This window comes from Variovorax sp. P1_H2, assembly GCF_056405295.1.
Genome location: NZ_JBFUCJ010000008.1, coordinates 25,895 through 47,534 on the forward strand (window position 1 = coordinate 25,895; position 21,640 = coordinate 47,534).

22 protein-coding genes and 1 tRNA gene are annotated in these 21,640 nt (G+C 69.1%); 10 read left to right on the forward strand and 13 right to left on the reverse strand.

The window, feature by feature from the left end; translation table 11 throughout:
- The first annotated feature begins 5 nt into the window (after positions 1-5).
- Positions 6-398 (forward strand): 30S ribosomal protein S9, encoded by a 393-nt coding sequence (rpsI, locus tag AC1D2E_RS04890; protein ID WP_093109516.1) that lies wholly within the window; start codon positions 6-8, stop codon positions 396-398.
- Positions 399-515: 117 nt separating this feature from the next.
- Positions 516-887, forward strand: a complete 372-nt coding sequence (gene erpA, locus AC1D2E_RS04895) for an iron-sulfur cluster insertion protein ErpA (protein WP_478196376.1) — start codon at positions 516-518, stop codon at positions 885-887.
- A 226-nt stretch (positions 888-1,113) separates the two neighbouring features.
- Here erpA and AC1D2E_RS04900 read toward each other — a convergent pair whose 3' ends face one another.
- Both AC1D2E_RS04900 and AC1D2E_RS04905 read right to left on the reverse strand, forming a co-directional pair.
- Complete coding sequence (locus AC1D2E_RS04900) at positions 1,114-2,220, reverse strand: anhydro-N-acetylmuramic acid kinase (RefSeq protein WP_478196377.1); 1,107 nt, start codon at positions 2,218-2,220, stop codon at positions 1,114-1,116.
- 39 nt (positions 2,221-2,259) lie between these two features.
- The gene (locus AC1D2E_RS04905) at positions 2,260-3,612 is read right to left on the reverse strand and encodes a peptidoglycan DD-metalloendopeptidase family protein (RefSeq protein ID WP_478196378.1); all 1,353 of its coding nucleotides are present in this window, start codon (positions 3,610-3,612) and stop codon (positions 2,260-2,262) included.
- Positions 3,613-3,769: 157 nt separating this feature from the next.
- Between AC1D2E_RS04905 and tyrS the strand changes: the two genes are divergently transcribed.
- Positions 3,770-5,002 (forward strand): tyrosine--tRNA ligase, encoded by a 1,233-nt coding sequence (gene tyrS / locus AC1D2E_RS04910; RefSeq protein ID WP_478196379.1) that lies wholly within the window; start codon positions 3,770-3,772, stop codon positions 5,000-5,002.
- Position 5,003: 1 nt separating this feature from the next.
- Here tyrS and AC1D2E_RS04915 read toward each other — a convergent pair whose 3' ends face one another.
- Together AC1D2E_RS04915 and AC1D2E_RS04920 are read right to left on the reverse strand one after the other, a co-directional pair.
- Positions 5,004-5,612, reverse strand: coding sequence for an OmpA family protein (locus AC1D2E_RS04915; protein ID WP_478196380.1), 609 nt, complete (start codon positions 5,610-5,612; stop codon positions 5,004-5,006).
- Entirely contained in the window at positions 5,609-6,112 is a 504-nt protein-coding gene (locus AC1D2E_RS04920) for a FecR family protein (protein WP_478196381.1), read from the reverse strand. The genes AC1D2E_RS04915 and AC1D2E_RS04920 overlap by 4 nt, the downstream gene beginning before the upstream one ends.
- Positions 6,113-6,252: 140 nt before the next feature.
- On the opposite strand from AC1D2E_RS04920, the gene AC1D2E_RS04925 reads away from it, so the two are divergent.
- Both AC1D2E_RS04925 and dtd read left to right on the forward strand, forming a co-directional pair.
- Positions 6,253-7,173, forward strand: a complete 921-nt coding sequence (locus AC1D2E_RS04925; protein WP_478196382.1) for a cation diffusion facilitator family transporter — start codon at positions 6,253-6,255, stop codon at positions 7,171-7,173.
- Complete coding sequence (dtd, locus tag AC1D2E_RS04930; RefSeq protein ID WP_478196383.1) at positions 7,170-7,610, forward strand: D-aminoacyl-tRNA deacylase; 441 nt, start codon at positions 7,170-7,172, stop codon at positions 7,608-7,610. Before AC1D2E_RS04925 ends, dtd begins: the two co-directional genes overlap by 4 nt.
- Before the next feature lie 97 nt (positions 7,611-7,707).
- Here dtd and ybeY read toward each other — a convergent pair whose 3' ends face one another.
- Both ybeY and AC1D2E_RS04940 read right to left on the reverse strand, forming a co-directional pair.
- On the reverse strand, positions 7,708-8,160 hold the full coding sequence (gene ybeY, locus AC1D2E_RS04935) for an rRNA maturation RNase YbeY (RefSeq protein ID WP_478172366.1): 453 nt from the start codon (positions 8,158-8,160) through the stop codon (positions 7,708-7,710).
- Position 8,161: 1 nt separating this feature from the next.
- Positions 8,162-9,109: a PhoH family protein gene (locus tag AC1D2E_RS04940; RefSeq protein ID WP_478196384.1), complete on the reverse strand. Its 948-nt coding sequence runs from the start codon at positions 9,107-9,109 to the stop codon at positions 8,162-8,164.
- A gap of 36 nt (positions 9,110-9,145) precedes the next feature.
- Between AC1D2E_RS04940 and ruvA the strand changes: the two genes are divergently transcribed.
- Entirely contained in the window at positions 9,146-9,718 is a 573-nt protein-coding gene (gene ruvA, locus AC1D2E_RS04945; protein ID WP_478196385.1) for a Holliday junction branch migration protein RuvA, read from the forward strand.
- Between the two features lie 219 nt (positions 9,719-9,937).
- On the opposite strand, the gene AC1D2E_RS04950 is transcribed toward ruvA, so the two are convergent.
- Positions 9,938-10,372 (reverse strand): hypothetical protein, encoded by a 435-nt coding sequence (locus AC1D2E_RS04950; RefSeq protein ID WP_478196386.1) that lies wholly within the window; start codon positions 10,370-10,372, stop codon positions 9,938-9,940.
- 86 nt (positions 10,373-10,458) lie between these two features.
- On the opposite strand from AC1D2E_RS04950, the gene ruvB reads away from it, so the two are divergent.
- Entirely contained in the window at positions 10,459-11,514 is a 1,056-nt protein-coding gene (gene ruvB / locus AC1D2E_RS04955) for a Holliday junction branch migration DNA helicase RuvB (RefSeq protein ID WP_286525515.1), read from the forward strand.
- Between the two features lie 12 nt (positions 11,515-11,526).
- Here the strand turns inward: ruvB and AC1D2E_RS04960 are convergent, their stop codons facing one another.
- On the reverse strand, positions 11,527-13,248 hold the full coding sequence (locus AC1D2E_RS04960) for a lysoplasmalogenase family protein (RefSeq protein WP_478196387.1): 1,722 nt from the start codon (positions 13,246-13,248) through the stop codon (positions 11,527-11,529).
- Between the two features lie 112 nt (positions 13,249-13,360).
- Here AC1D2E_RS04960 and AC1D2E_RS04965 point away from each other — a divergent pair, with 112 nt between their 5' ends.
- A complete protein-coding gene (locus AC1D2E_RS04965; protein WP_478196388.1) occupies positions 13,361-14,239 on the forward strand; it encodes a UDP-2,3-diacylglucosamine diphosphatase in 879 nt (292 codons plus the stop codon).
- Positions 14,236-15,405, forward strand: a complete 1,170-nt coding sequence (locus AC1D2E_RS04970; protein WP_478196389.1) for a glycosyltransferase — start codon at positions 14,236-14,238, stop codon at positions 15,403-15,405. The genes AC1D2E_RS04965 and AC1D2E_RS04970 overlap by 4 nt, the downstream gene beginning before the upstream one ends.
- Before the next feature lie 20 nt (positions 15,406-15,425).
- Here the strand turns inward: AC1D2E_RS04970 and AC1D2E_RS04975 are convergent.
- A tRNA-Met gene (locus AC1D2E_RS04975) sits at positions 15,426-15,502 on the reverse strand.
- A gap of 59 nt (positions 15,503-15,561) precedes the next feature.
- On the opposite strand from AC1D2E_RS04975, the gene AC1D2E_RS04980 reads away from it, so the two are divergent.
- Positions 15,562-17,109 (forward strand): sigma-70 family RNA polymerase sigma factor, encoded by a 1,548-nt coding sequence (locus tag AC1D2E_RS04980; RefSeq protein ID WP_478196390.1) that lies wholly within the window; start codon positions 15,562-15,564, stop codon positions 17,107-17,109.
- A gap of 3 nt (positions 17,110-17,112) precedes the next feature.
- On the opposite strand, the gene AC1D2E_RS04985 is transcribed toward AC1D2E_RS04980, so the two are convergent.
- Genes AC1D2E_RS04985 through AC1D2E_RS05000 form a run of 4 tightly spaced genes read right to left on the reverse strand, consistent with a single transcriptional unit; the run spans position 17,113 to position 21,579 of the window.
- Positions 17,113-17,892, reverse strand: a complete 780-nt coding sequence (locus AC1D2E_RS04985) for an enoyl-CoA hydratase (protein ID WP_478196391.1) — start codon at positions 17,890-17,892, stop codon at positions 17,113-17,115.
- 39 nt (positions 17,893-17,931) lie between these two features.
- The gene (locus tag AC1D2E_RS04990; protein WP_478196392.1) at positions 17,932-19,725 is read right to left on the reverse strand and encodes a M61 family metallopeptidase; all 1,794 of its coding nucleotides are present in this window, start codon (positions 19,723-19,725) and stop codon (positions 17,932-17,934) included.
- Entirely contained in the window at positions 19,725-20,447 is a 723-nt protein-coding gene (locus tag AC1D2E_RS04995; protein WP_478196393.1) for a DsbC family protein, read from the reverse strand. Before AC1D2E_RS04995 ends, AC1D2E_RS04990 begins: the two co-directional genes overlap by 1 nt.
- 16 nt (positions 20,448-20,463) lie before the next feature.
- The gene (locus AC1D2E_RS05000) at positions 20,464-21,579 is read right to left on the reverse strand and encodes an FAD-dependent monooxygenase (RefSeq protein WP_478196394.1); all 1,116 of its coding nucleotides are present in this window, start codon (positions 21,577-21,579) and stop codon (positions 20,464-20,466) included.
- Between the last annotated feature and the right edge of the window lie 61 nt (positions 21,580-21,640).

Below are 21,640 nucleotides of genomic sequence, written 5' to 3' on the forward strand. Positions count from 1 at the left end.
TGAGAATGATTGGTGAATGGAACAATGGCACCGGCCGTCGCAAATCGAGCGTCGCCCGCGTGTTTCTGAAAAAAGGCACCGGCAAGATCACGGTCAACGGCAAGGACATCCAGGATTTCTTTGGCCGCGAGACCTCGATCATGATCGCCAAGCAACCCCTGTTCTTGACGAACAATGTCGAAACCTTCGACATCATGGTCAACGTGGCAGGCGGCGGCGAATCGGGTCAGGCCGGCGCGACGCGCCACGGCATCACCCGTGCCCTGATCGACTACGACGCGACGCTCAAGCCGGTGCTGAGCCAGGCCGGCTTCGTGACGCGCGATGCGCGTGAAGTCGAGCGCAAGAAGGTCGGTCTGCATTCCGCACGCCGCCGCAAGCAGTTCTCCAAGCGCTAAAGCGCTTTGGGCTTACCGCTCGCAATGTCAAGAAACCGCCCTCGGGCGGTTTTTTGTTGATTGAAGTAGCATTCGTCGATCGGCCGCATTGTTCGGCCCCACAGGAGTCCCCTCACAATGAGCGCCGTTGCAGAAACCCTCCAGACCCCGGCCACGATGCCCGAGCCGATCGTCTTCACCGACAGCGCGGCGGCCAAGGTCGCCGACCTGATCGCCGAAGAGGGCAACCCCGATCTCAAGCTGCGCGTGTTCGTGCAGGGTGGCGGCTGCTCCGGCTTCCAGTACGGCTTCACCTTCGACGAGATCACCAACGAAGACGACACCACGATGACCAAGAACGGTGTCTCGCTGCTGATCGACGCCATGAGCTACCAGTACCTGGTCGGCGCCGAGATCGATTACAAGGAAGACCTCCAGGGTGCCCAGTTCGTGATCAAGAACCCGAACGCCACCAGCACCTGCGGCTGCGGCTCGAGCTTCTCGGCCTGACGTCCTTCAGGCGCGTGCCTCCACGAAGCCGCCTCCGGGCGGCTTTTTGCTGCCCGCCCTCTGATCGATTGCCCGCGCGCAGCCGACAAACCCTGGGACTTCGGCCGGCGCAGCCAGGCCCGCCGGTGAAACACCGCGGAACCGGCTCCGCCGGGCCGCCGGTGTTGCCCCCGGTAGGGGGTGGGCGCCCGACACGAAGTGCGGGCAACCTGGGGGCGAGCCAAATTCAGGGGTAGATGGCGCCGAGCACGCGGGCGCCGCGGGCGCCCGTGACGCTGGCGAGATTGCCGGCTTCGCCATTCAGCGTGGCGCGCGCCAGCCAGGCGAAGGCCGCCGCCTCGACCTCCTGCGGCGGCAGGCCGCGCTCCGCCGAGGACACCACTTCGATGGCCGGCAGCAGGGCGCGCAAGCGCGCCAGCAGATGCAGATTGAGAGCGCCGCCACCGCAGACGATCAGAGTCTGGCTGTCGGCGCCATGGCGTTGCAGGTCCATCGCGCAGGTGCGGGCGGTCAGTTCGGTCAGGGTGGCCTGGACGTCGACCGGGCTTGCCGTCGACGTGCCGAGGTGGGCGGCCAGCCAGTTCGGATGAAACAGGTCGCGACCCGTGCTCTTCGGCGGCGCCTTGGCGAAATAGGCCTCCGCGAGCATGCGCGAAAGCAGGTCGGGGAGCACCCGGCCACCCGCGGCCCACTGGCCTGCGGCGTCGAAGGGCTGGCCGTTGTGCGTCTGGCTCCAGTGATCGATGAGGGCATTGCCCGGCCCGCAGTCGAAGCCCAGCACGGTGCCGGTGCCGGCCGGCAGGATGCTCAGGTTGGAGATGCCGCCGATGTTCAGGACCGCCACCGCCCGGTCGTCGCGGGCGAACAGGGCCCGGTGGAAGGCCGGCACCAGCGGAGCGCCCTGGCCACCCGCGGCCAGGTCGCGGCTGCGAAAGTCGGCGACCACCCGGATGCCGGTCAGTTCGGCGAGCAGCGAGGGGCTGTTGATCTGCAGGGTGTAGCCGACCTCGTCGAATTCGCCGGGCCGGTGCCGGACGGTCTGGCCATGGGCGCCGATGGCGGCGATGGCATCGGGCGCCAGTCCGGCGTCGTCCAGCAACTGCTGCGCCACCCGGGCGTACACGCGGGCCAGTCCGTTGCCGGCCAGCGCGGCCCGATGCAGTTCGTTGCTGCCCGCGGTGTTGAGCGCCATCAGCTCGGCGCGCAGGCTCATCGGGAAAGGGGCGGCCGCGTAACCCTGCACGGCGATGCCGCCGTTCGAGAAATCCGCCAGCACGCCATCGACGCCGTCCAGCGAGGTGCCCGACATCAGGCCGATGAACAGTTCAGCCATGGGTTCGGGGTGCTGGGAGCGGGGCCTGGCGGCCGTTCGTCAGTCGGCGCTGGCCTGGACCACCGAGAAGGCGGCCGACAGCTCGTTTCGGGTGGCGAGCGCGAGGCGCTCGAAGGCCGGGCGGGAGGCCGCGGTGATCGGAACGCCGCCGTCCTGCTGGGCGATCGTGGCCGGGTCGTGGTACTCGCCATTGACCCGGAACTCGAAATGCAGGTGCGGGCCTGTGGCCCAGCCGGTCGAACCGACGGCGCCGAGCGTCTGGCTCTGGCTGATGCTCTGGCCGACCCTGACGTCGACCCGGCTCAGGTGGGCGTAGGCGGTTTCCTGGTTGTTGCGGTGCTTCAGGACCACGATGTTGCCGTAGCCGTTCTGCGTGCCGGCGAACTCGACCGTGCCGTCGCCGACCGCGCGCACCGGCGTGCCGGTCGGGGCAGCGAAATCGATGCCGTGGTGCTGGCGCCAGCTGTTGAGGATCGGGTGCATGCGCATCGCGAAGCCGCTGGTCACGCGCGAGAACTCGACCGGCGAGCTCAGGTAGGCGCGGCGCAGGCTGTCACCGTTGGGGCGGTAGTAGCCGCCCTTCTGGCCGGGCTCCTGGAACCACAGCGCCTGGTAGAGCTTGCCATTGCTCTCGAACTCGGCCGACAGCACGCGGCCGGTGCGCAGGGTCTGGCCGTCGGCATCCTGCGTCTCGTAGACCACCGCGAAGCGGTCGCCTTTGCGCAGGGCGCGGAAGTCGACGTCGCCCGAGAAGATGTCGGCCAGCTGGCTGGCCACCGGGTCGGGGATGCGAGCGTCGTCGGTGGCGGCGAACAGCGACGTGCGCACGATGCCGCTGGCGAGCCGGGTGCCCGGCGTCAGGGCGTCGGTTTCGGTGCGGGCGCGGAAGCCGGTGGGCGTCTTTTCGACCACCAGCCGCTTGAAGCCGCCGTCGCCATCGGGAATCCAGCGGGCGCTGAGCTTCTTCAGTGCGTTTTCCTGGGTCGCTTCGGCGGTCACGGTGCGGCCGGGACGGCTCAGCAGTGCGGCCCGGGCCTCGGCATTGCCGCGCACGAAGGCGGCCGCGGCCGGATCGGACAGGCCGAGGCGCTGCAGCAGGGCCTCGGCGGTGTCGCTCGAGCGCGTGATTTCGGTCCGGAACAGGGTGAAGCTGTGGGCGTCCAGCGCTTCGAGCTGGTCGGCGAAGGAGGTGGAAGGGGCGACGGCCTCGAAGACCTGCTTGACGGGAAGCTCGGCCGCATCGGGGCCGAGGGAGGCGACGGCGAAGGCACCACCGCCGGCGAACAGCAGCACGGCGGCGATCGCAGCCGTGATCTGCTTGGGATAGGTCCGGAATGTGTGAGCCACGCGCGAAGCAATCAGCTCCTCGGCGGCAAGAATGCCGTTGATCAAACTTCGAATTCCAGCTCAGGTTCTGCAAATCCGTACTGCGAAGGCCGTGTCGGACGGGCGGCAGGACGGTGCGTTCAATGCGCCGCTTAGAATCCGGCGCTTGGAAAAGTCGGGCTGAGTATAGCTTCGGCCATAGAGAAAACAGCCAAAGAGCGCAATGAACCCCGGTTTTGTTACAACCACAAGTCTGTCCGAAGGTGTAGGACAGGCCCTCGAAATTTCACTCCGTGGGACCGACGAGTTGCTCCCCCAGGACGAGTGGGTGCGCAAGCTCCAGCGCGCCGAGGCGACCGGCGCCCCGCTGCGCATCAAGCTGGGACTCGACCCGACCGCGCCGGACATCCACATCGGCCACACCGTGGTGCTCAACAAGATGCGCCAGCTGCAGGATCTGGGCCATACGGTGATCTTCCTGATCGGCGACTTCACCACCACCATCGGCGATCCGTCCGGCCGCAACAGCACGCGGCCGCCCCTGACCCGCGAGCAGATCGAGGCCAACGCCCAGACCTACTACAAACAGGCCAGTCTCGTGCTCGACCCGTCGAAGACCGAGATCCGTTACAACTCCGAGTGGAGCGACCCGCTGGGGGCCCGCGGGATGATCCAGCTGGCGGCCAAGTACACGGTGGCGCGGATGATGGAGCGCGACGACTTCAACAAGCGCTTCAAGGCCGGGCAATCGATCTCGGTGCACGAATTCCTGTACCCGCTGATGCAGGGCTACGACTCGGTGGCGCTCAGGTCGGACCTCGAACTCGGTGGCACCGACCAGAAGTTCAATCTGCTGGTCGGGCGGCATCTACAGCAGGAATACGGGCAAGAGCCGCAGTGCATACTTACTATGCCACTGCTGGAGGGGCTCGATGGCGTCGAGAAGATGTCGAAGAGCAAGAACAACTACATCGGCATCAGCGAGGATCCGAACACCATGTTCGCCAAGGTGCTGTCGATCTCCGACACCCTCATGTGGCGCTGGTACACGCTGCTGAGCTTCAAGTCGCTGGCCGAGATCGAGGCGCTCCGGGCCGAGGTCGATGCCGGGCGCAATCCGAAGGATGCCAAGGTCGCGCTGGCCAAGGAGATCACGGCGCGCTTCCACAGCGCCGCGGCGGCCGAGGCGGCCGAGCAGGATTTCATCAACCGCAGCAAGGGTGGCGTCCCCGACGACATCCCGGAAGTCGCGCTGGCCGGCGCCCCCCTGGGCATCGCCCAGTTGCTCAAGCAGGCCGGCCTGGCGCCCTCGACCTCCGAGGGCAACCGCCTGATCGACGGCGGCGGCGTCCGCGTCGACTCCACCGTGATCAGCGACAAGGCGCTCAAGCTGCCGCAGGGCACCTACGTGGTCCAGGTCGGCAAGCGTAAGTTCGCGAAAGTCACCCTGACCTGAGCTACCGGACTTCGATGGTCACCCTGCGGTTGCGCGGCTCGTCGACTTCATCGGCCGTGCGCACCGCGAGCTCGCGTTCGCCGCGGCCCACGGCTTCGATGCGGTTCGGCGGGAAGTCGCGCGCGAGGAAGAGCTGCCTGATTTCCAGTGCACGGGTGAGCGACAGGGTGTCGTTGCGCGTGAGCGTGCCGACCGTGTCGGTATGGCCCGTGACCACGATCTCGCCGCCGCTGCGCGCCAGGGCGGTGGCCAGTGCCTCGTTCATGGCGACCTGCGACGCCGCGGTGAGCACGATGCCGCCGGCTTCGAAATACACGGTGTAGCGTTGCGCCGGCGGCGGCATCAGGTCGAAGAGCGCCTTGTAGTCGCGCTTCAGGCGCTCGGGATCGACCTTGTCGATCGTCGGCGCTCCGTGGGCGCCTCGCTTGGCTGTCGCGCGTTCGTAGGGCTGAGACAGCGTCTCTTCGCCCGCCTCCGTGCGCACCACCACGGCGGACGGCTTGCCGTCGGCCTGGGGCAGCAGCACCACGCGGGTACCGGGTGAGGCGCAGGCCGCAAGCAGCGCGGAAGAAACAACGACCAGCAGAAGGAGAAGACGGCGAACTGTCACGGCTGCGGATCTGCCTCGACGATGAAATCGGTGCCGCGGATGCCGATCACCGCGGTTTGCGTCTCGACACGCACGGCATCGGGGTGGGTCCTGCCAATGAGTCCGGTGACCATCCGCAGGGTCCCGCGCAGCAGCGAGACCAGCATGCTCCCGTCCTGCGTGGTCGAGTCGAAATGGAACTGCTTGAGGTCGACCCGCGACGACGGACCGACCACCAGCGTCGTGCCGTCGCGCAGCACCACGCTGGCGCCCGACTCGGCACCGGTCTGGAGGCGGTCGATGGGCGCCACGGCGTCGCCGGCACTCGCGGCCCGCGGCCTGCCATCGCTGCCGAGCAGCTGGACGTCACCGCGCACGGATTTCACGATGCCGGCGCGTTCCTCGCTTGCCGTGGGCCTTGGCGCTTCGGCCGAAGGGGCGCTGCCTGCACTTGTCTGGGCCGCCGCACCGGAGACGGCAAGGGCGAGGCCGCACAGGACCAGGGTTGATTTTTTGTTCACGAGCACGCTTCCGCAACGATAGGGGACCTTGCGGTCGATGGTATGCGAGGGCAGGTGGACCGCGATAATTCGGCAGCGCCGCGTCTGCGCCATTGTTCGCACTTTGCGCTCCAGTTACCTTTTTAGTTACCTTTCATCCCTTGAAATTCGCCGCGCTAAGTCCTGCCCAACTGCTCCGGGCGTCGATCGGGGTCGCCGTGGTCACGATCCTTCTCAAGGGTGCGGCAGGCTACGTCACCAACTCCATGGGGCTCATCTCGGACGCCATGGAGTCGTTCGTCAACCTTGCCAGCGCCACCTTCGCGCTGGCGATGGTCACGGTCGCGGCGCGCCCGGCCGACGATGACCATCCCTACGGCCATCACAAGGCGGAGTATTTCTCGTCCGGCTTCGAGGGCATCCTGATCATCGGCGCCGCGATCGCGATCATCTGGGTGGCGGTGCTGCGCCTGCTCTCGCCGCAGCCGCTGGAGCAGCTCGGCTGGGGGCTGGGGCTGTCGATCCTGAGTTCGGCCTTCAACGGGGCGCTGGCCTTCGTGATGTTCCGGGCTGCGCGCACGCACCGCTCGATCGCGCTCGAATCCGATGCGCGCCATCTGGTCACCGACGTCTGGACCTCGGCCGCGGTGGTGGTCGGGATCGTGGCGGTCAGCTTGACGGACTGGCTCTGGCTCGACCCGGTGCTGGCCATCGGCGTGGCGCTGAACATCGTGCGCGAGGGCGTGAAGCTGGTGTGGCGCGCCTCGCAGGGGCTGATGGACGAGGCGCTCGAGCCCGAATCGCTGGCACAGCTGCAGGCCACGCTGGAGCGCTTCGCGGCCGAGGTGCCGGAAGGCGCGCAGCTGCGCTTCGACGACGTCGTCACGCGCCGTGCCGGCCAGCGGCGCTTCGCCGATCTCCACATGCACGTGCCGGGCGGCTGGTCGCTGCAGCGCGCCGCGGGCCTGCGCGATGGCCTCGAGCAGGCACTGATGGATGCCTTGCCCGGCCTGCGCGTGACCATCCAGTTGCTGCCGCTGGGCATGGAAGCGCGGGCCACCCGGAAGGACGAGGCCGAATGAAGGCGCTGCTGCAGCGCGTGCGCAGCGCGCGGGTCGATATCGCCGGGCACACCGTGGGTGCGATCGACGCGGGGCTGCTGGTGCTGCTGTGCGCCGAGCGCGGCGATGCCGACGCGCTGGCCGACCGGTTGCTGGCGAAGATCCTGAAGCTGCGTATCTTCGCCGACGATGCCGGCAAGATGAACCGCAGCCTGCAGGACGTCGGCGGCGGGCTGCTGGTGGTGAGCCAGTTCACGCTGGCGGCCGATGTGAGCGGCGGCAACCGGCCGAGCTTCACGCAAGCGGCGCCGCCCGACGAAGGGCGGCGGCTCTATGCGTACTTCGTGGCCCGGGCGCGCGAAGCGCATCCGGTGGTGGCGACCGGCGAGTTCGGCGCCGACATGCAGGTGTACCTGGTCAACGACGGGCCGGTCACGATCCCGCTGGAGATGGCCTGATCAATTCGGATGCAATCTGATCAGTTGAGGACAGAGCAAAAATTGCTGCGCAATTTCTTGATCTGTCCCGCAATGTCTCAGGCTGTCCCGCAATGTCTCAGTAGGGGTTGCGGATGCCGAGGCCGGCCAGGATCTCGATCTCGCGGGCTTCCATCGCCTCGGCGTCTTCCTCGCCGGTCTCGTGGTCCCAGCCCTGCGCATGCAGCGTGCCGTGGACCAGCAGATGGGCGTAGTGCGCGGCCAGCGTCTTGCGCTGTTCCTTCGCCTCCCGGGCGACGACCGGCGCGCACAGCACCAGGTCGGCCATCACGATCGGAGACTGCGCGTAGTCGAAGGTCAGCACGTTGGTCGCGTAGTCCTTGCCGCGAAACTCGCGGTTGAGCTGCTGGCCCTCGTCGGCATCGACGATGCGCACGGTGATCTCGCCGTCGGCATCGAGCGCGTGCCGGATCCAGCGCACGACGCTGTGCCGCGGCAAGGCGGCACGATGGCGCTCGACGCCCTTGAAGCGGGCGAACTGCAAGGACAGCGACAGGTCTGCGAGCGCCATGTCAGCGGCTCGCCGTGCGCTTGCGCGCGTTGTCGTACGCATCGACGATGCGCGCGACCAGCGGATGGCGCACCACGTCGGCGCTCGTGAAACGCGTGACGGCGATGCCGTTGACGCGCTTGAGCACGCGCTCGGCGTCGATCAGCCCGCTGGGCTGGGACTTCGGCAGGTCGATCTGGCTGACGTCGCCGGTCACCACCGCCTTGGCGCCGAAACCGATGCGGGTCAGGAACATCTTCATCTGCTCGACCGTCGTGTTCTGCGCCTCGTCGAGGATCACGAAGGCGTTGTTGAGGGTGCGGCCGCGCATGAAGGCCAGCGGCGCGATCTCGAGCGCATTGCGTTCGAAGGCCTTCTGCACGCGATCGAAGCCCATCAGGTCGTACAGCGCGTCGTACAGGGGCCGCAGGTAGGGGTCGACCTTCTGCGTCAGGTCGCCGGGCAGGAAGCCGAGCCGCTCGCCGGCCTCGACCGCGGGACGGGTCAGCACGATGCGCTGCACCGCGCTGCGCTCGAGCGCGTCGACCGCGCAGGCCACCGCCAGGTAGGTCTTGCCGGTGCCCGCCGGTCCGATGCCGAGCGTGATGTCGTGGTTGGCGATGTTGTCCAGGTAGACGCTCTGGTTGGGCGTGCGCGCGCGCAGGTCGGTGCGCCGCGTGGCCAGCATGATGGCGCCATCCTCGGCCTCGGCCATCGAGCCGTCGCTGGCCAGGGTCAGCTGGACCACCGCCGGATCGATCACGCGCTGGGCGATCTCGTAGAGCGCCTGCAGCACTTCCATGGCGCGCTGGGCCTTGACCTTGGGCCCGTCGATCTTGAATTGCTCGTGGCGGTGCGCGATCTTGACGTCGAGCGCCTCCTCGATGCGCCGCAGGTTGGCGTCGAGCGGGCCGCAGAGGTGGCCCAGCCGCGTGTTGTTGGGCGGAGCGAAGGTGTGTCGCAGAATCACGCGGAATTCATTTTCATAAAAGCGAGAAGGGCACCCATGATAGGCAAACTCACCGGCATCCTGGCCGAACGCAATCCGCCGCAGGTGGTGGTGGACTGCAACGGGGTCGGCTACGAGGTCGATGTGCCGATGAGCACCTTCTACAACCTGCCGGCGGCCGGCGAGCGGGTGTCGCTGCTGACGCACTTCGTGGTGCGCGAGGATGCGCAGATCCTCTATGGCTTCGCCACCGCGCAGGAGCGCGCCGCATTCCGGCTGCTGATCAAGATCTCCGGCGTCGGGCCGCGCACCGCGCTGGGCGTGCTGAGCGGCATGAGCGTGGGCGAACTCGCGCAGGCGATCACGCTGCAGGAGGCCGGCCGGCTGGTGAAGATCCCGGGCATCGGCAAGAAGACCGCCGAGCGGCTGCTGCTGGAGTTGAAGGGCAAGCTGGGCGCCGACATCGCGGTGTCCGCGCATGCCGCCACCGACGCCCAGGCCGACATCCTGCAGGCGCTGGTCGCGCTGGGCTACAGCGACAAGGAGGCCGCGGCCTCGCTCAAGGCCCTGCCGAAGGACGTGGCGGTGGGCGAGGGGATCAAGCTGGCGCTGCGGGCACTGGCCAAGTAGGCGGCTCAGGCCGGCGCCGGGCCGAGGAGCGTGGGGGCGATCCAGGCCGGCGCCGGGCCGCCCCAAGGCGGCCTGCGGCCCCCTCGGGGGGGCAGCGACGCACGCAGTGAGGAGCGTGGGGGCGATCAGGCCGGCGCCGGGCCGCCCCAAGGCGGCCTGCGGCCCCCTCGGGGGGCAGCGACACACGCAGTGAGGAGCGTGGGGGCAATTCCCCCCCCTTCAGCGCGAATCCTGCAGCGCGAGGGCCAGCGCGAACAGCACGGTCTGGAGCACCACCACGAGGCCGTGGCGCTGCATGGCCAGCCGCGCGGCCGTGACGCGATCGGCCAGCGGGCGCGGGACATCGGCGCCGCGTCGAAGGCCCAGCTTGTCGAGCGTGCCGTCGAGCACCGGCAGCGTGGCGATGGCGCCGTGCGCCAGGCCATCGAACAGGGCCATGTCCAGCCGCAGCCGCAGCGTCAGGTAGCGCTCGGGCAGCCCGGCCAGCGCGATCGCCGCGAAGGTCGCCCATGAAACCGCCGGCAGCGAGCGGCCGGTCAATGCCAGCACCAGGCCCGCGATCAGCGCGAGCGCCAGTCCCCAGACCGCGATCGCGCCGCTGGCGCGCAGCAGGCCCGCGGTGGCGGCACAGAGCGCACGGTCGTTGTCGTTCATGGGCGGATCGGCCTCCTTTCGCTGGCGCATTCTGCCGCAGCGGGGCTGCGACAAGCTCTAAACTGCGTCCTCTTTCGATTCGCCCCATGACCATCCAGACCGACGACTTCGCCCCGGCCCCGCAACGCGTGGTGTCGGCCGCACCCGCTTCGCCCAACGAGGAGGCGATCGAGCGTGCGCTGCGGCCCAAGCTGCTCGACGAGTACGTCGGCCAGGCCAAGGTGCGCGAGCAGCTGGAGATCTTCATCGGCGCGGCCCGCCATCGCGCCGAGGCGCTCGACCACGTGCTGCTGTTCGGCCCGCCCGGCCTCGGCAAGACCACGCTGTCGCACATCATCGCGGCCGAGCTCGGCGTCAACCTGCGCCAGACCTCGGGCCCGGTGCTCGAGAAGCCGAAGGACCTGGCGGCGCTGCTGACCAACCTCGAGCGCAACGACGTGCTCTTCATCGACGAGATCCATCGGCTGTCGCCGGTGGTCGAGGAGATCCTCTACCCGGCGCTGGAGGACTACCAGATCGACATCATGATCGGCGAGGGCCCGGCCGCGCGCAGCATCAAGCTCGACCTGCAGCCGTTCACGCTGGTCGGCGCCACCACCCGCGCCGGCATGCTGACCAATCCGCTGCGCGACCGCTTCGGCATCGTGGCCCGGCTCGAGTTCTACACCGCCGAGGAACTGGCGCGCATCGTGCGGCGCAGCGCCGGCCTGCTCGGCGTGCCGATGGACGACGAGGGCGGCCTTGAGATCGCGAAGCGTTCGCGCGGCACGCCGCGCATCGCCAACCGGCTGCTGCGCCGCGTGCGCGACTACGCGCAGGTCAAGAGCGACGGCCGCATCACGATCGATGTCGCGCACAAGGCACTGGCGATGCTCGACGTCGATCCTCAAGGCTTCGACCTGATGGACCGCAAGTTGCTCGAGGCCGTGATCCACCGCTTCGACGGCGGACCGGTCGGCCTCGACAACATCGCGGCGAGCATCGGCGAGGAGTCGGGCACCATCGAGGACGTGATCGAGCCCTACCTGATCCAGCAGGGCTACCTGCAGCGCACGCCGCGCGGGCGGATCGCGACGCTGGCGGCGTACCGGCACCTCGGAGTGGCGCCGCCGCAGCGGGATGGGGACATGTTCGGCAGTTGAGCCGCGTTGCCCTCAGCGTGCACGCACCTTCGCCGCGATCAGCCACTGCGCCGCGTAGTAGCTCGCCAGCACCCACAGCGACGCCACCGGCAGCGGCTGGACGAAGCGGTGGGTCGCCAGCAGTGCATCGCTGGCCATGAAGAGGCAGGCGCCGAGCGCGACCTGCCGGGCCGCCGCGTCGCCCAGCACCGCCGCGCGACCGAGCGCCTGGGCCGCCATGCAGGCGATCACCACGACATAGATCCCGACCGGGATCCGCAGGCCGGCGGGCAGCCCGCCCCACCACAGGAAGCCATACATCAGGACGCCGACCGCCAGCGTGGCGGCCAGCGCGCGCCGGCGCGGAAAAAGGCCCACGCCGTCGGCGAACAGCGCGATATAGGCCAGGTGCGCGAGCAGGAAGGCCAGCAGGCCGGGGACGAACAGCTTCGGCCACATCAGCAGCACGTCGCCGGCCAGCGATGCCGCCAGGCCGGCGAGCAGCAGCAGGGCGAAGCGGCCCGGCATGGCGTCGGTGCGCGCGCGCATCGATGCGAAGACGATCAGGATCGCGAGCGCCAGCGGCTTGGCGACGAGGTGCAGGCCGGAGAGCCCGAGCGCGCCGCTCGCGGTCGCCAGGGCGGCGGCATCGACGAACAGCACGCCGATCACCGGCAGCCGGCCCTGCAGCACCGCGCCGGTGGCCCAGAGCCCGGCGGTCAGCGCACCGAGCCAGACCAGCGAGGTGCCGAAGGCGAGCGTGTCCGAAAACCACAGGAAGGCGGTGGCGCCGCCCAGCAGCAGGACGAACTGCAGCGCCGCGAAGGCCTGCACGCGGCCCGAGGCCGGTGGCTCGTAGCGCTGCACTTGCTGGATGTCGAAGGCCGGCTTCGGATCGCTGGCCGACAGGTCGGCCGGCTGCCAGCCCGGCGGCTTGAACCAGAGCCGCAGCTTGTCGCTCCAGCGCCGGGTGCGCCAGCTGTCGCGCGCGAGCGACGCATAGACCTCGGCATTGGCCCACACCGGGTCCCAGCTCCGCAGCGGGCTGCGGGTGCCGTAGACGCAGCGCTCGTCTTCTTCCTTGAAGGTGCCGAACAGGCGGTCCCAGACGATCAGCACGCCGCCGTAGTTGCGGTCGATGTAGCGGTCGTTGACCGCATGGTGCACGCGGTGGTTGGAGGGCGAGCAGAACCAGCGGTCGAACCACCCGAGCTTGCCGACCTGCTCGGTGTGGACCCAGAACTGGTAGAGCAGGTCGGCCAGCGCAACCACGCCGAAGACCAGGGGCGGCACGCCGGCGATCGCCATCGGCAGGTAGAAGATCCAGCCGAACAGCACGCCGCTGGAGGTCTGGCGCAGCGCGGTCGAGAGGTTGTAGTGCTGGCTCTGGTGGTGCACCACGTGCGCCGCCCACAGCAGCGCGCTCTCGTGGCCGAAGCGGTGCAGCCAGTAGTAGCAGAAGTCGTAGAAGACCAGCGCCAGGAGCCAGCCGTACCAGCGGGTCCAGAAGTCCAGGTCGGGGAACAGCGCGAAGGCCGACCAGCAGGCGGTGTAGATGCCGATGCGCAGCAGCCCGGTGAGGGCGGCGCTGATCTGGCTCAGCATGCCCAGGCCGATGCTGTTGAGCGTGTCGGGCAGGCGGTAGGTGTCGTGGCCGCTGCCGCGCCGTGCGCGAAGCCGGCCGACCCAGAATTCGATGCCGATCAGCAGGAAGAAGACGGGGGTGGCGAGGACGATGATCTGGCCAGGTCGCATGAACGGGATTCTCGGCTGGGCGACCGTCGAAACACCCCCAGGCTTCCCCTGTCACCGGGGCGTCACCGGGGTGCCGCAGGCGCGTCATGCAGGACTGCGATCGTGCCCGTCCATGCAACGCGACGACGCTTTCCTGCGCGCATGGCGCGACACGACCGGTGCGGCCAGCGGCGTCACCGACGACGAAGTCACCCGGCCTGCGCAGATCTACCGCACCCTCTGGATCTCCGACCTGCACCTGGGCACGCCAGGCTGCCAGGCACGGGCACTGCTCGATTTCCTGAAGCACACGGAATGCGAGACCCTGTTCCTGGTCGGCGACATCATCGACGGCTGGCAGCTGCGCCGCCACTGGTACTGGCCGCAGGCGCACAACGACGTGATCCAGAAGCTGCTGCGCAAGGCCCGCAAGGGCACGCGCGTGATCTTCATCCCGGGCAACCACGACGAGTTCGCGCGCAAGTACCTGCAGCATAACTTCGGCGGCATCGATGTCGCCGAAGAGTGGATCCACGAGACCGCCGACGGCCGCAAGCTGTGGGTCATGCACGGCGATCTGTTCGACGGCGTGATCCAGTGCGCCAAGTGGCTGGCCCATGTCGGCGACTCGCTGTACGAGTTCACGCTGAAGCTGAACCGGCACCTCAACTCGCTGCGGGCGCGCATGGGCCTGCCCTACTGGTCGTTGTCGAAGTACCTCAAGCTGAAGGTCAAGCGCGCGGTCAGCTATGTCGGCGACTTCGAGACGGCGGTGGCACGCGAAGCCCGCCGGCGGGGCGTGCAGGGCGTGGTCTGCGGGCACATCCACCATGCGGAGCTGCGCGATATCGATGGCATCCTCTATGCCAACGACGGCGACTGGGTCGAGAGCCTCACCGCGCTGGCCGAGCATGCCGACGGCTCGCTCGAGATCCTGCACTGGGCCGGCCAGATGCCGGTTCGTTCGAGCCTCGGGACGGCGGCTTCGCGGCGCGCGGCGGTGGCCGCATGACGGCGATGTCCGGCGCACGCACCGTCGACCTCGTCTACTTCAATGCCGGCGGCGGCCATCGCGCTTCGGCGCTGGCGCTGGAAGCGGCGATCCTGCGCGCCGGCCTGCCGTGGACCGTGCGGCGGGTCAACCTGCGCGAGGTGCTGGATCCGAAGGACAGCTTCCGCAAGCTGACCGGCATGGACCCCGAGGACGTCTACAACAAGCGGCTCGCGCGCGGCTGGACGCTCGGCTTGGCGCAGGAACTCAAGCTGCTCCAGGGCATGATCCGCTGGGGCCACGCGCCGCTGCTGCGGCAGCTGCAGCAGCACTGGCTGGCGACCGAGCCCGACATGGTCGTGTCGCTGATCCCGAACTTCAATCGCGCGCTGTGCGAGTCGCTGGCTTCGACCTTGCCGGGCGTTCCCTACGTGACCGTGCTGACCGACCTGGCCGACCATCCGCCGCATTTCTGGATCGAGGAGGGCCTGGACCAGCACCTGGTGTGCGGTTCGGCGAAGGCGGTGCAGCAGGCCCGATCGGCCGGCTATGCGGACGATCGGATCCATGCCAGTTCCGGCATGCTGATGCGCTCGGCCTTCCATGAACAGCCTCCGATCGACCGCGCCGCGGAGCGCTCGCGGCTGGGTTTGGAGGCGGAGCGGCCGACCGGCATCGTCCTGTTCGGCGGCCAGGGCTCGAAGGCGATGCTCGGAATCGCGAAGCGCCTGCCCGACACCCCGCTGATCCTCGCCTGCGGCCACAACGCGGCGCTGGCCCGGACCCTGCGCGCATTGCCGGCGCGCGCGCCGCGGCTGGTGCTGGAGTTCACGCCCGACATCGCGCGCTACATGCAGCTGGCCGACTTCTTCATCGGCAAGCCCGGGCCGGGCAGCCTGAGCGAGGCGGTGCAGATGCAGTTGCCCGTGATCGTGGTGCGCAACCGCTGGACCCTGCCGCAGGAACGCTACAACGCCCAGTGGGTGCGCGAGCAGGGCGTCGGGTTGGTGTGCGGCAGCTTTGCCGGGGTGGACCAGGCGGTCGACGCGCTGACCGGACAGCTGGGCCGCTACCGGGCGGCGACGCGGAAGGTGCGCAACCGGGCGATGTACGAGTTGCCCGCGATCCTGGAGGAAATCCTGGCGCAGGCCGAGGCGGTGAAAAAAGAAAGCCTGCTATCGGTTTGATAGCAGGCTTTCTTCGTATATGGTGGCTCTTCACGGACTCGAACCGCGGACCTGTGGATTATGATTCCATCGCTCTAACCGAYTGAGCTAAAGAGCCGAGCCCAGGATTATAGCTGTTTTGGCGGCGACTCCAGCCGCGTCCCCGGAAATCTGCCGATGCCTTCGTCCGCTGCGAACCCCGATCGCCTCGACGCCCTGCCGGACGACCAACTGATGCTGGCCTATGCCGCCGGCGACACCCAGGCCTTCGACGCGCTCTACGAGCGGCACGAAAGCGCGCTGTTCCGCTTCGTGCGCCGCCTGCTGGGCATGCGGCTGGCGGCCGAGGTGGACGAGGTGTTCCCGGCGACCTGGACGCGCATCGTCTCGGCGCGCGACAGCTTCTCGCCCCAGGGCGCCAGCTGGCGCATCCGGGCCTTCACGACGGCCCACGACCTGGCGATGGACCGGCTGGTCATCAGCGGCCGGCAGGTCGCGTTCTATGCGCACGACGAGGATGGCGATGGTCTCGAAGCCGCGCAGCTCTTCAGCCGCGGCTTGCTGCGCGATGGCGCTGCGGCCCGCGATGCCGCGCATCCGTCGGCGGAGGAACTGGCGTTCTGGCAGGCGGCCGGCCGGCGATTGCTGGCCTGCCTCGACGAACTGCCGGACGAGCAGCGCGCGGCCTTCCTGCTGCACCACGAGGAAGGCTTCACGGTCGAGGCGATGGCGGCCGCCGTCGGCACCGACGCCGAGACGGTCCGCAACCGCCTGCGCGCCGGCCTGAAGAAGCTGCACGGCTGCATGGAACGCTATCTGTCGGTGCCGGGGCTGCGCATGAACGCCGCCGACGATTCGCCTGACGCCCCTCTGCGACGTGCGCTGGCGCATGCGCCCGACCAGGGCGCGCTGCCGGACTGGCGGCTGGGCAAGGCGATCCGGAGGCAAGCGCACGACGCCATCGGCGCGACCGACCCGGACACCGATTCGGCCGAGCTGGAGCGCGCGGCGCGCCCGCGATGGCGCTGGAAAGCGGTCTTGGCGACCACCCTCGGGGCATTGCTGATCGGCGTGTTCTGGTGGCGCGCATCGGCGCCCGGTCACAAGCTCGAGGCCCGGATATCGCAGAGCGAGCCCGTGCCTGCGTCATCCGCGCCGTCTGCTCCGCCGGCGAAGCCAGCAGCGGCGCCCGTCCCGCCAGCGCAATCCGTTTTCCCGCCGGCGCCATCGTCGCCGCCACCAGCGCCGCTGCCGCCGCCGCCGCCGCTGCCCTTCGTCATGGACATCGTCCCGCCTGCACCGCCTCCGGTCCCGGCCCCCAAGGCCGTGCCGACGGTGCGCACCGACGAAACGGAGCCCCCCACTTTCGAGGCGCTGTCCACCTGGACCCGCCTCACGGTCAGCCGCCGCGGCGGCGAGAGCCGCAGCCTGTCCCGGGCCGAGGCGCGCGAACTCAACGCCCTGCTGGGCTCCGCCGCGCTGTCGGCGGTCGGACCCCGGCCGCTCGGCGGCGTGCCCGAGTGGCGCGTGACGCTGGAGCGCGGCGCCGAGTCGCTGGCGGTGTTCGAGATCGCCGGCGCGCAGGTGCGTTGGCGCGAAGGCCGGATGCCGCCCGCCACGGGCGTGCCGTCGGCGCAGGCGCTGGCGGCATTGCGCCAGGCCCTGCAGGCGGTGGTGCAGCCCCCCGAAGCAGCCCTGCCGCCGGAGCGGCCGCGCAATCCCTAGCGCCTACTGGTGCTTGAAGTCGGGCGTGCGCTTGGCCAGGAAGGCGTCCATGCCTTCCTTCTGGTCGGCGGTCGCGAACAGCGCATGGAACAGCCGGCGCTCGAACATCACGCCGTCCGACAGCCCGCTCTCGAAGGCCCGGTTGACCGATTCCTTGGCCGCCATCACTGCGATCTGCGAGAAGCTCGCGATGGTCAGTGCGGCGCCCAGTGCCTCCTCGGCCAGTTTGTCGTAAGGCACGATGCGGCTCACCAGCCCGGCGCGCTCGGCCTCGGTGGCGTCCATCATGCGGGCCGTCAGCGCCATGTCCATGGCCTTGGCCTTGCCGACCGCGCGCGGCAGCCGCTGCGTCCCGCCGGCGCCCGGGATGACGCCGATCTTGATCTCGGGCTGGCCGAACTTCGCGTTGTCGGCCGCGATGATGAAGTCGCACATCATCGCCAGCTCGCAGCCGCCGCCCAGCGCGAAGCCGCTCACCGCGGCGATCACCGGCTTGCGGATCTGGCGGATGGTCTCCCAGTTGCGCGTGATGTAGTCGCCCTTGTAGGCGTCAAGGAAGCTGTACTTGGCCATCGCCGCGATGTCGGCGCCAGCGGCGAAGGCGCGCTCGCTGCCGGTCAGGATGATGCAGCCGATGGCCGGGTCGGCGTCGAAGGCCTTGAGCGCCTGGCCCAGTTCGGTCATCAGCGCGTCGTTGAGCGCGTTCAGCGCCTTCGGTCGGTTCAGCGTGATGATGCCGACCTTCTCGGCCTCGATGCGCACTTCGATGTTCTCGTAGCTCATGCATGTCTCCTTGAAACGAACAAATGGGGGATGCGCCGGCTACTGCGAATGCAGCCAGGCGGCCAGCTTCGCGGGATCCTGTGCGAACAGGCGCCAGGTCGTGACGCCCGCGGGCAGCGTGAGCGGCAGTCGCAGCAGGCGGCGATCGCGGGCGATCAGGGCGGTGGCCTTGCGCAGCGGCCCGAGATAGAGCGCGAGGTCGTCGAGCCGCGTCAGGCGCCAGCCCTGCGCCGGCCGGCCCCTGGCCGCCGGCAGCTCGATGCCGAGCCACTCGTCGTTGGCCGAGAAGCCCGCCTGCTCGGCGGCGCCGCCGCGCAGCACCACCTTGATCTGCACGCTGCCGCTCGTTTCGGCGACGCGCACGCCCAGTTCCTGCGCGCGCTGGGCCGGATCGTCGAGTGCCGCCACGCCGTGGGCGCGCAGCAGGTCCGACAAGGGCAGTTCGTCGGTCGAGTGGACCCAGCTTGCAATCTCCTTCGCGAACGATCGGCCGCCGACCGTCTCGAGCGCGTCGGCGATGTCGGCTTCGGCGATCGGCCCCCCGCCGGTCTGCTGCCAGAGCAGGCGCATCACGTCGTCGAGCGTGCCCTTGCCTTCGGATCGCAGCGTGAGGTCGAAGCACATCGCGACCAGTGCGCCCTTGGTGTAGTAGCTGACCGTGGCATTGGGCGTCTGCTCGTCCTGACGGTAGTATTTGATCCAGGCGTCGAAGCTGGCCTGGGCCACCGACTGCAGCTGCCGGCCCGGCGTCTGCAGCACCTGGTTGATGGTCTTGTTGACGAGGCGCAGGTAGGTGGCGTCGTCGACGCGGCCGGCACGACGCAGCAGCAGGTCGTCGTAGTAGCTCGTGAAGCCCTCGAAGAACCACAGCAGCCCGGTGTAGTTCTCGCGCCCGTAGTCGTAGCGCGCGAACTCGACCGGACGCAGCCGCTTCACGTTCCAGGTGTGGAAGTACTCGTGGCTGACCAGGCCCAGCAGCGTCGTATAGCCCTCGGGCTGCTTGCGGGCGTCGCGCTGCGGCAGGTCGCGCCGGGTGCAGATCAGCGCCGTCGAATGGCGGTGCTCGAGCCCGCCGTAGCCGTCGTCGACCGCGTTGAGCATGAACACATAGCGGTCGTGCGGCGGCTTCGGCCCGCCGCGCTTGCCGACCTTGTCGCCGTGCCAGAAGCGCATCTGCGCCTCGCAGATGGCGCGGGTGTCGGCGATCAGCCGCTCGCCGTCGAAGGAGGCCGGCGCGCCGGCGACCACGAAGCGGTGCGGGACGCCGCAGGCCTCGAACTCGGCGCTCCAGAACGGCCCCATCTCGACCGGGCTGTCGGCCAGTTCGTCGTAGTGGGACGCGAGGTAGCTGCCGAAGCCATGGCGGTCGACGCGCGACGGCTGCAGCGCGGTGGCGCAGGACCAGCGCGCGCCGTCCGCGACCGCCGGCGGTGCCACCACCTCGAGCAGGTGCGGCGTGTCGGCCTGGCCTTCGACCTGCAGGCACACGCTGGTGCCGTTGAAGAAGCCGCGGTCGGCGTCCAGCCAGGCGGTGCGCACCGAGTTGTCGTAGGCGCAGATCTCGTAGCGCAGCACCAGCGGCTTGCCGGGCGTGCAGTCGATCTCCCAGCCGGCCTTGTCGAGCTGGCGCACCGCCAGCTTTCGTCGTCCCTGCTGGGCCCGCAACTGCTGGAGGTTTTTCGAGAACTCGCGCAGCAGGTAGCTGCCCGGGATCCAGGCGGCGAGCGTCACCCGCTGCAGCACGGCCGGTTCGGCGACGGTCAGCGTGATCGCGAACAGGTGCGCCTTGCGGTCCGCGCACTCGACACGGCAATGGATGGCCGGCGTGGCCATCAATCGAGCGCGGCGAGTTGCTTCTCGACCTGCGCGGCCGGGATCGCGCCCGGCGTGCGCGTGCCGTCGCTGAAGATCAGCGTCGGCGTGCCGGTGATGTTGTACTTCTGGCCGAATTCGCGGTTGCGCGTGAGCGCCGCGGTGTCGCACTCGGCGGCCGCGGGGGCGACGCCGCGCTGCATCCAGTCGTCCCACGACCTGGCCTTGTCCTTGGCGCACCAGATGTTGCGCGCCTTGACCACCGAATCGGGTCCCAGCACCGGATAGAGGAAGAGCTGGATCGTGACGTTGTCGACCTTGGTCAGATCGCGCTCGAACTGCTTGCAATAGCCGCAGTTGGGGTCGGCGAACACCGCCAGCCGGCGCTTGCCGTTGCCGCGCACGATCTTGATCGCGTCCTTGGCCGGCAGCTTGTCGAAGCCCACCTGGCTGAGCTTCTCGATCCGCTCCTCGGTCAGGTTGCGGCGCTCCTTGACGTCGATCAGGTTGCCCTGCAGCAGGTAGTTGCCCTGCTCGTCACTGTAGAAGATCTCGAAGCCGTTGACCCGCACTTCATAGAGGCCGGGGATCGGCGCCTTCGTGATCTCGTCGATCTTGGCGAACTGAGGGATCTTTGCGGCGAGGTTCTTGCGGATCTCGGCCTCGCCGGCCGTCGCCGTCAGCGCCGTTGCGAACATCAGGATGGCCAGGGCGGCGAAGAGGGGGCGGGCAGGGTGCTTCATGGTGTGTTCCGGGAATTCACTGCAGGCCCATGGCCTGGCGTGCGATCCAGTTCTTGACGAGCCGCGTGCGGTCGAAACCGCGCATGCCCCAGTTGCGCAGCGCCGGCAGGGGGTCTGCGCTGTGGGCGAAGAGTTGCTGCAGGCCGTCGGTGGCCAGGCTCATCGACAGCACGTCGGTGCGGCGCGCGCGCTCATAGCGCCGCAACAGCCGGGCGTCGCCCACGCTGCGCCAGTAGTCGCGGGTCCGGATGACCTCGGCCAATGCCGCGACGTCGGCCAGGCCGAGGTTGAGGCCCTGGCCGGCCAGGGGATGGACCGTGTGGGCGGCGTCGCCGGCCAATGCCCAGGCCGTGCCGTCGTCGAAGCTGCCGGTCCAGCGGTCGGCGATGGCGCGCTGCAGCGGCCAGGCCGAACGCTCGCTGGTGAGCTTGAAGGCGCCGAGCGCATCGTGGCTGGCTTCGCGCAGTGCGGTGCTGAATTCGTCGGCCGACTGTGCCAGCAGGGCCGGCGCCCGGAACTGGTCGACCGACCAGACGAGCGCCAGCGATCGATCGGTGTCGCCCAGTGGCAGCAGCGCCAGCACTTCGCCCTTGTCGTTGAACCATTGACGCGCGATGCCGTCGTGCGCCTGCTCGGCCTCGAGCCGGGCCGCGATGGCGTGCTGCGCATAGCGGGTGACTTCATAGCCGACACCGAGTGCGTCGCGGGTGGCGCTGATGCGGCCTTCGCAGACCACCGTCAGCGCTGCCGGCACCGGCGCGGTCACGACGTCGATCCGGGGCTGGAAGCGCACCGCATCGCCGAGCTGCTGCTCGAGCGCGGGCACATCGACGATCCAGGCCAGCGCATCGACCTTCTGGCGCGCTGCCGAAAACTGCACCCGGCCGCCTTCGTCGCCATGCACCAGCATCTCGCGCACCGGCGTGGCGTGCGCGGCATCGGGCCAGGCGCGAAGCGATTCGAGCAGGGTCTTCGAGGCGGCGTTGAGCGCGTAGGCGCGGACGTCCTGGCCGGCCGGCTGCGCGGCCGGCGCCACCAGCGCCACGCGCACGCGTTCTCGGGCCAGCAGCAGCGCCAGCGTGCGGCCGACGATGCCCGCGCCGCGAATGCAAACCTCAGGAGGGAGAGCCATCGCCGGATTGTAGGAGCAGGCTCAGCCGGCGGCGGGGTGCGGGACAATCGCGCTTCTTGAA

What these genes read in the sequence shown, in the direction of transcription:
- rpsI (WP_093109516.1), top strand. Translation starts at nt 6, where the DNA reads ATGATTGGTGAATGGAACAATGGCACCGGCCGTCGCAAATCGAGCGTC.
- erpA (WP_478196376.1), top strand. Translation starts at nt 516, where the DNA reads ATGAGCGCCGTTGCAGAAACCCTCCAGACCCCGGCCACGATGCCCGAG.
- AC1D2E_RS04900 (WP_478196377.1), bottom strand. Translation starts at nt 2,220, where the DNA reads ATGGCTGAACTGTTCATCGGCCTGATGTCGGGCACCTCGCTGGACGGC.
- tyrS (WP_478196379.1), top strand. Translation starts at nt 3,770, where the DNA reads ATGAACCCCGGTTTTGTTACAACCACAAGTCTGTCCGAAGGTGTAGGA.
- dtd (WP_478196383.1), top strand. Translation starts at nt 7,170, where the DNA reads ATGAAGGCGCTGCTGCAGCGCGTGCGCAGCGCGCGGGTCGATATCGCC.
- ybeY (WP_478172366.1), bottom strand. Translation starts at nt 8,160, where the DNA reads ATGGCGCTCGCAGACCTGTCGCTGTCCTTGCAGTTCGCCCGCTTCAAG.
- ruvA (WP_478196385.1), top strand. Translation starts at nt 9,146, where the DNA reads ATGATAGGCAAACTCACCGGCATCCTGGCCGAACGCAATCCGCCGCAG.
- AC1D2E_RS04950 (WP_478196386.1), bottom strand. Translation starts at nt 10,372, where the DNA reads ATGAACGACAACGACCGTGCGCTCTGTGCCGCCACCGCGGGCCTGCTG.
- ruvB (WP_286525515.1), top strand. Translation starts at nt 10,459, where the DNA reads ATGACCATCCAGACCGACGACTTCGCCCCGGCCCCGCAACGCGTGGTG.
- AC1D2E_RS04960 (WP_478196387.1), bottom strand. Translation starts at nt 13,248, where the DNA reads ATGCGACCTGGCCAGATCATCGTCCTCGCCACCCCCGTCTTCTTCCTG.
- AC1D2E_RS04965 (WP_478196388.1), top strand. Translation starts at nt 13,361, where the DNA reads ATGCAACGCGACGACGCTTTCCTGCGCGCATGGCGCGACACGACCGGT.
- AC1D2E_RS04970 (WP_478196389.1), top strand. Translation starts at nt 14,236, where the DNA reads ATGACGGCGATGTCCGGCGCACGCACCGTCGACCTCGTCTACTTCAAT.
- AC1D2E_RS04980 (WP_478196390.1), top strand. Translation starts at nt 15,562, where the DNA reads ATGCCTTCGTCCGCTGCGAACCCCGATCGCCTCGACGCCCTGCCGGAC.
- AC1D2E_RS04985 (WP_478196391.1), bottom strand. Translation starts at nt 17,892, where the DNA reads ATGAGCTACGAGAACATCGAAGTGCGCATCGAGGCCGAGAAGGTCGGC.
- AC1D2E_RS04990 (WP_478196392.1), bottom strand. Translation starts at nt 19,725, where the DNA reads ATGGCCACGCCGGCCATCCATTGCCGTGTCGAGTGCGCGGACCGCAAG.
- AC1D2E_RS04995 (WP_478196393.1), bottom strand. Translation starts at nt 20,447, where the DNA reads ATGAAGCACCCTGCCCGCCCCCTCTTCGCCGCCCTGGCCATCCTGATG.
- AC1D2E_RS05000 (WP_478196394.1), bottom strand. Translation starts at nt 21,579, where the DNA reads ATGGCTCTCCCTCCTGAGGTTTGCATTCGCGGCGCGGGCATCGTCGGC.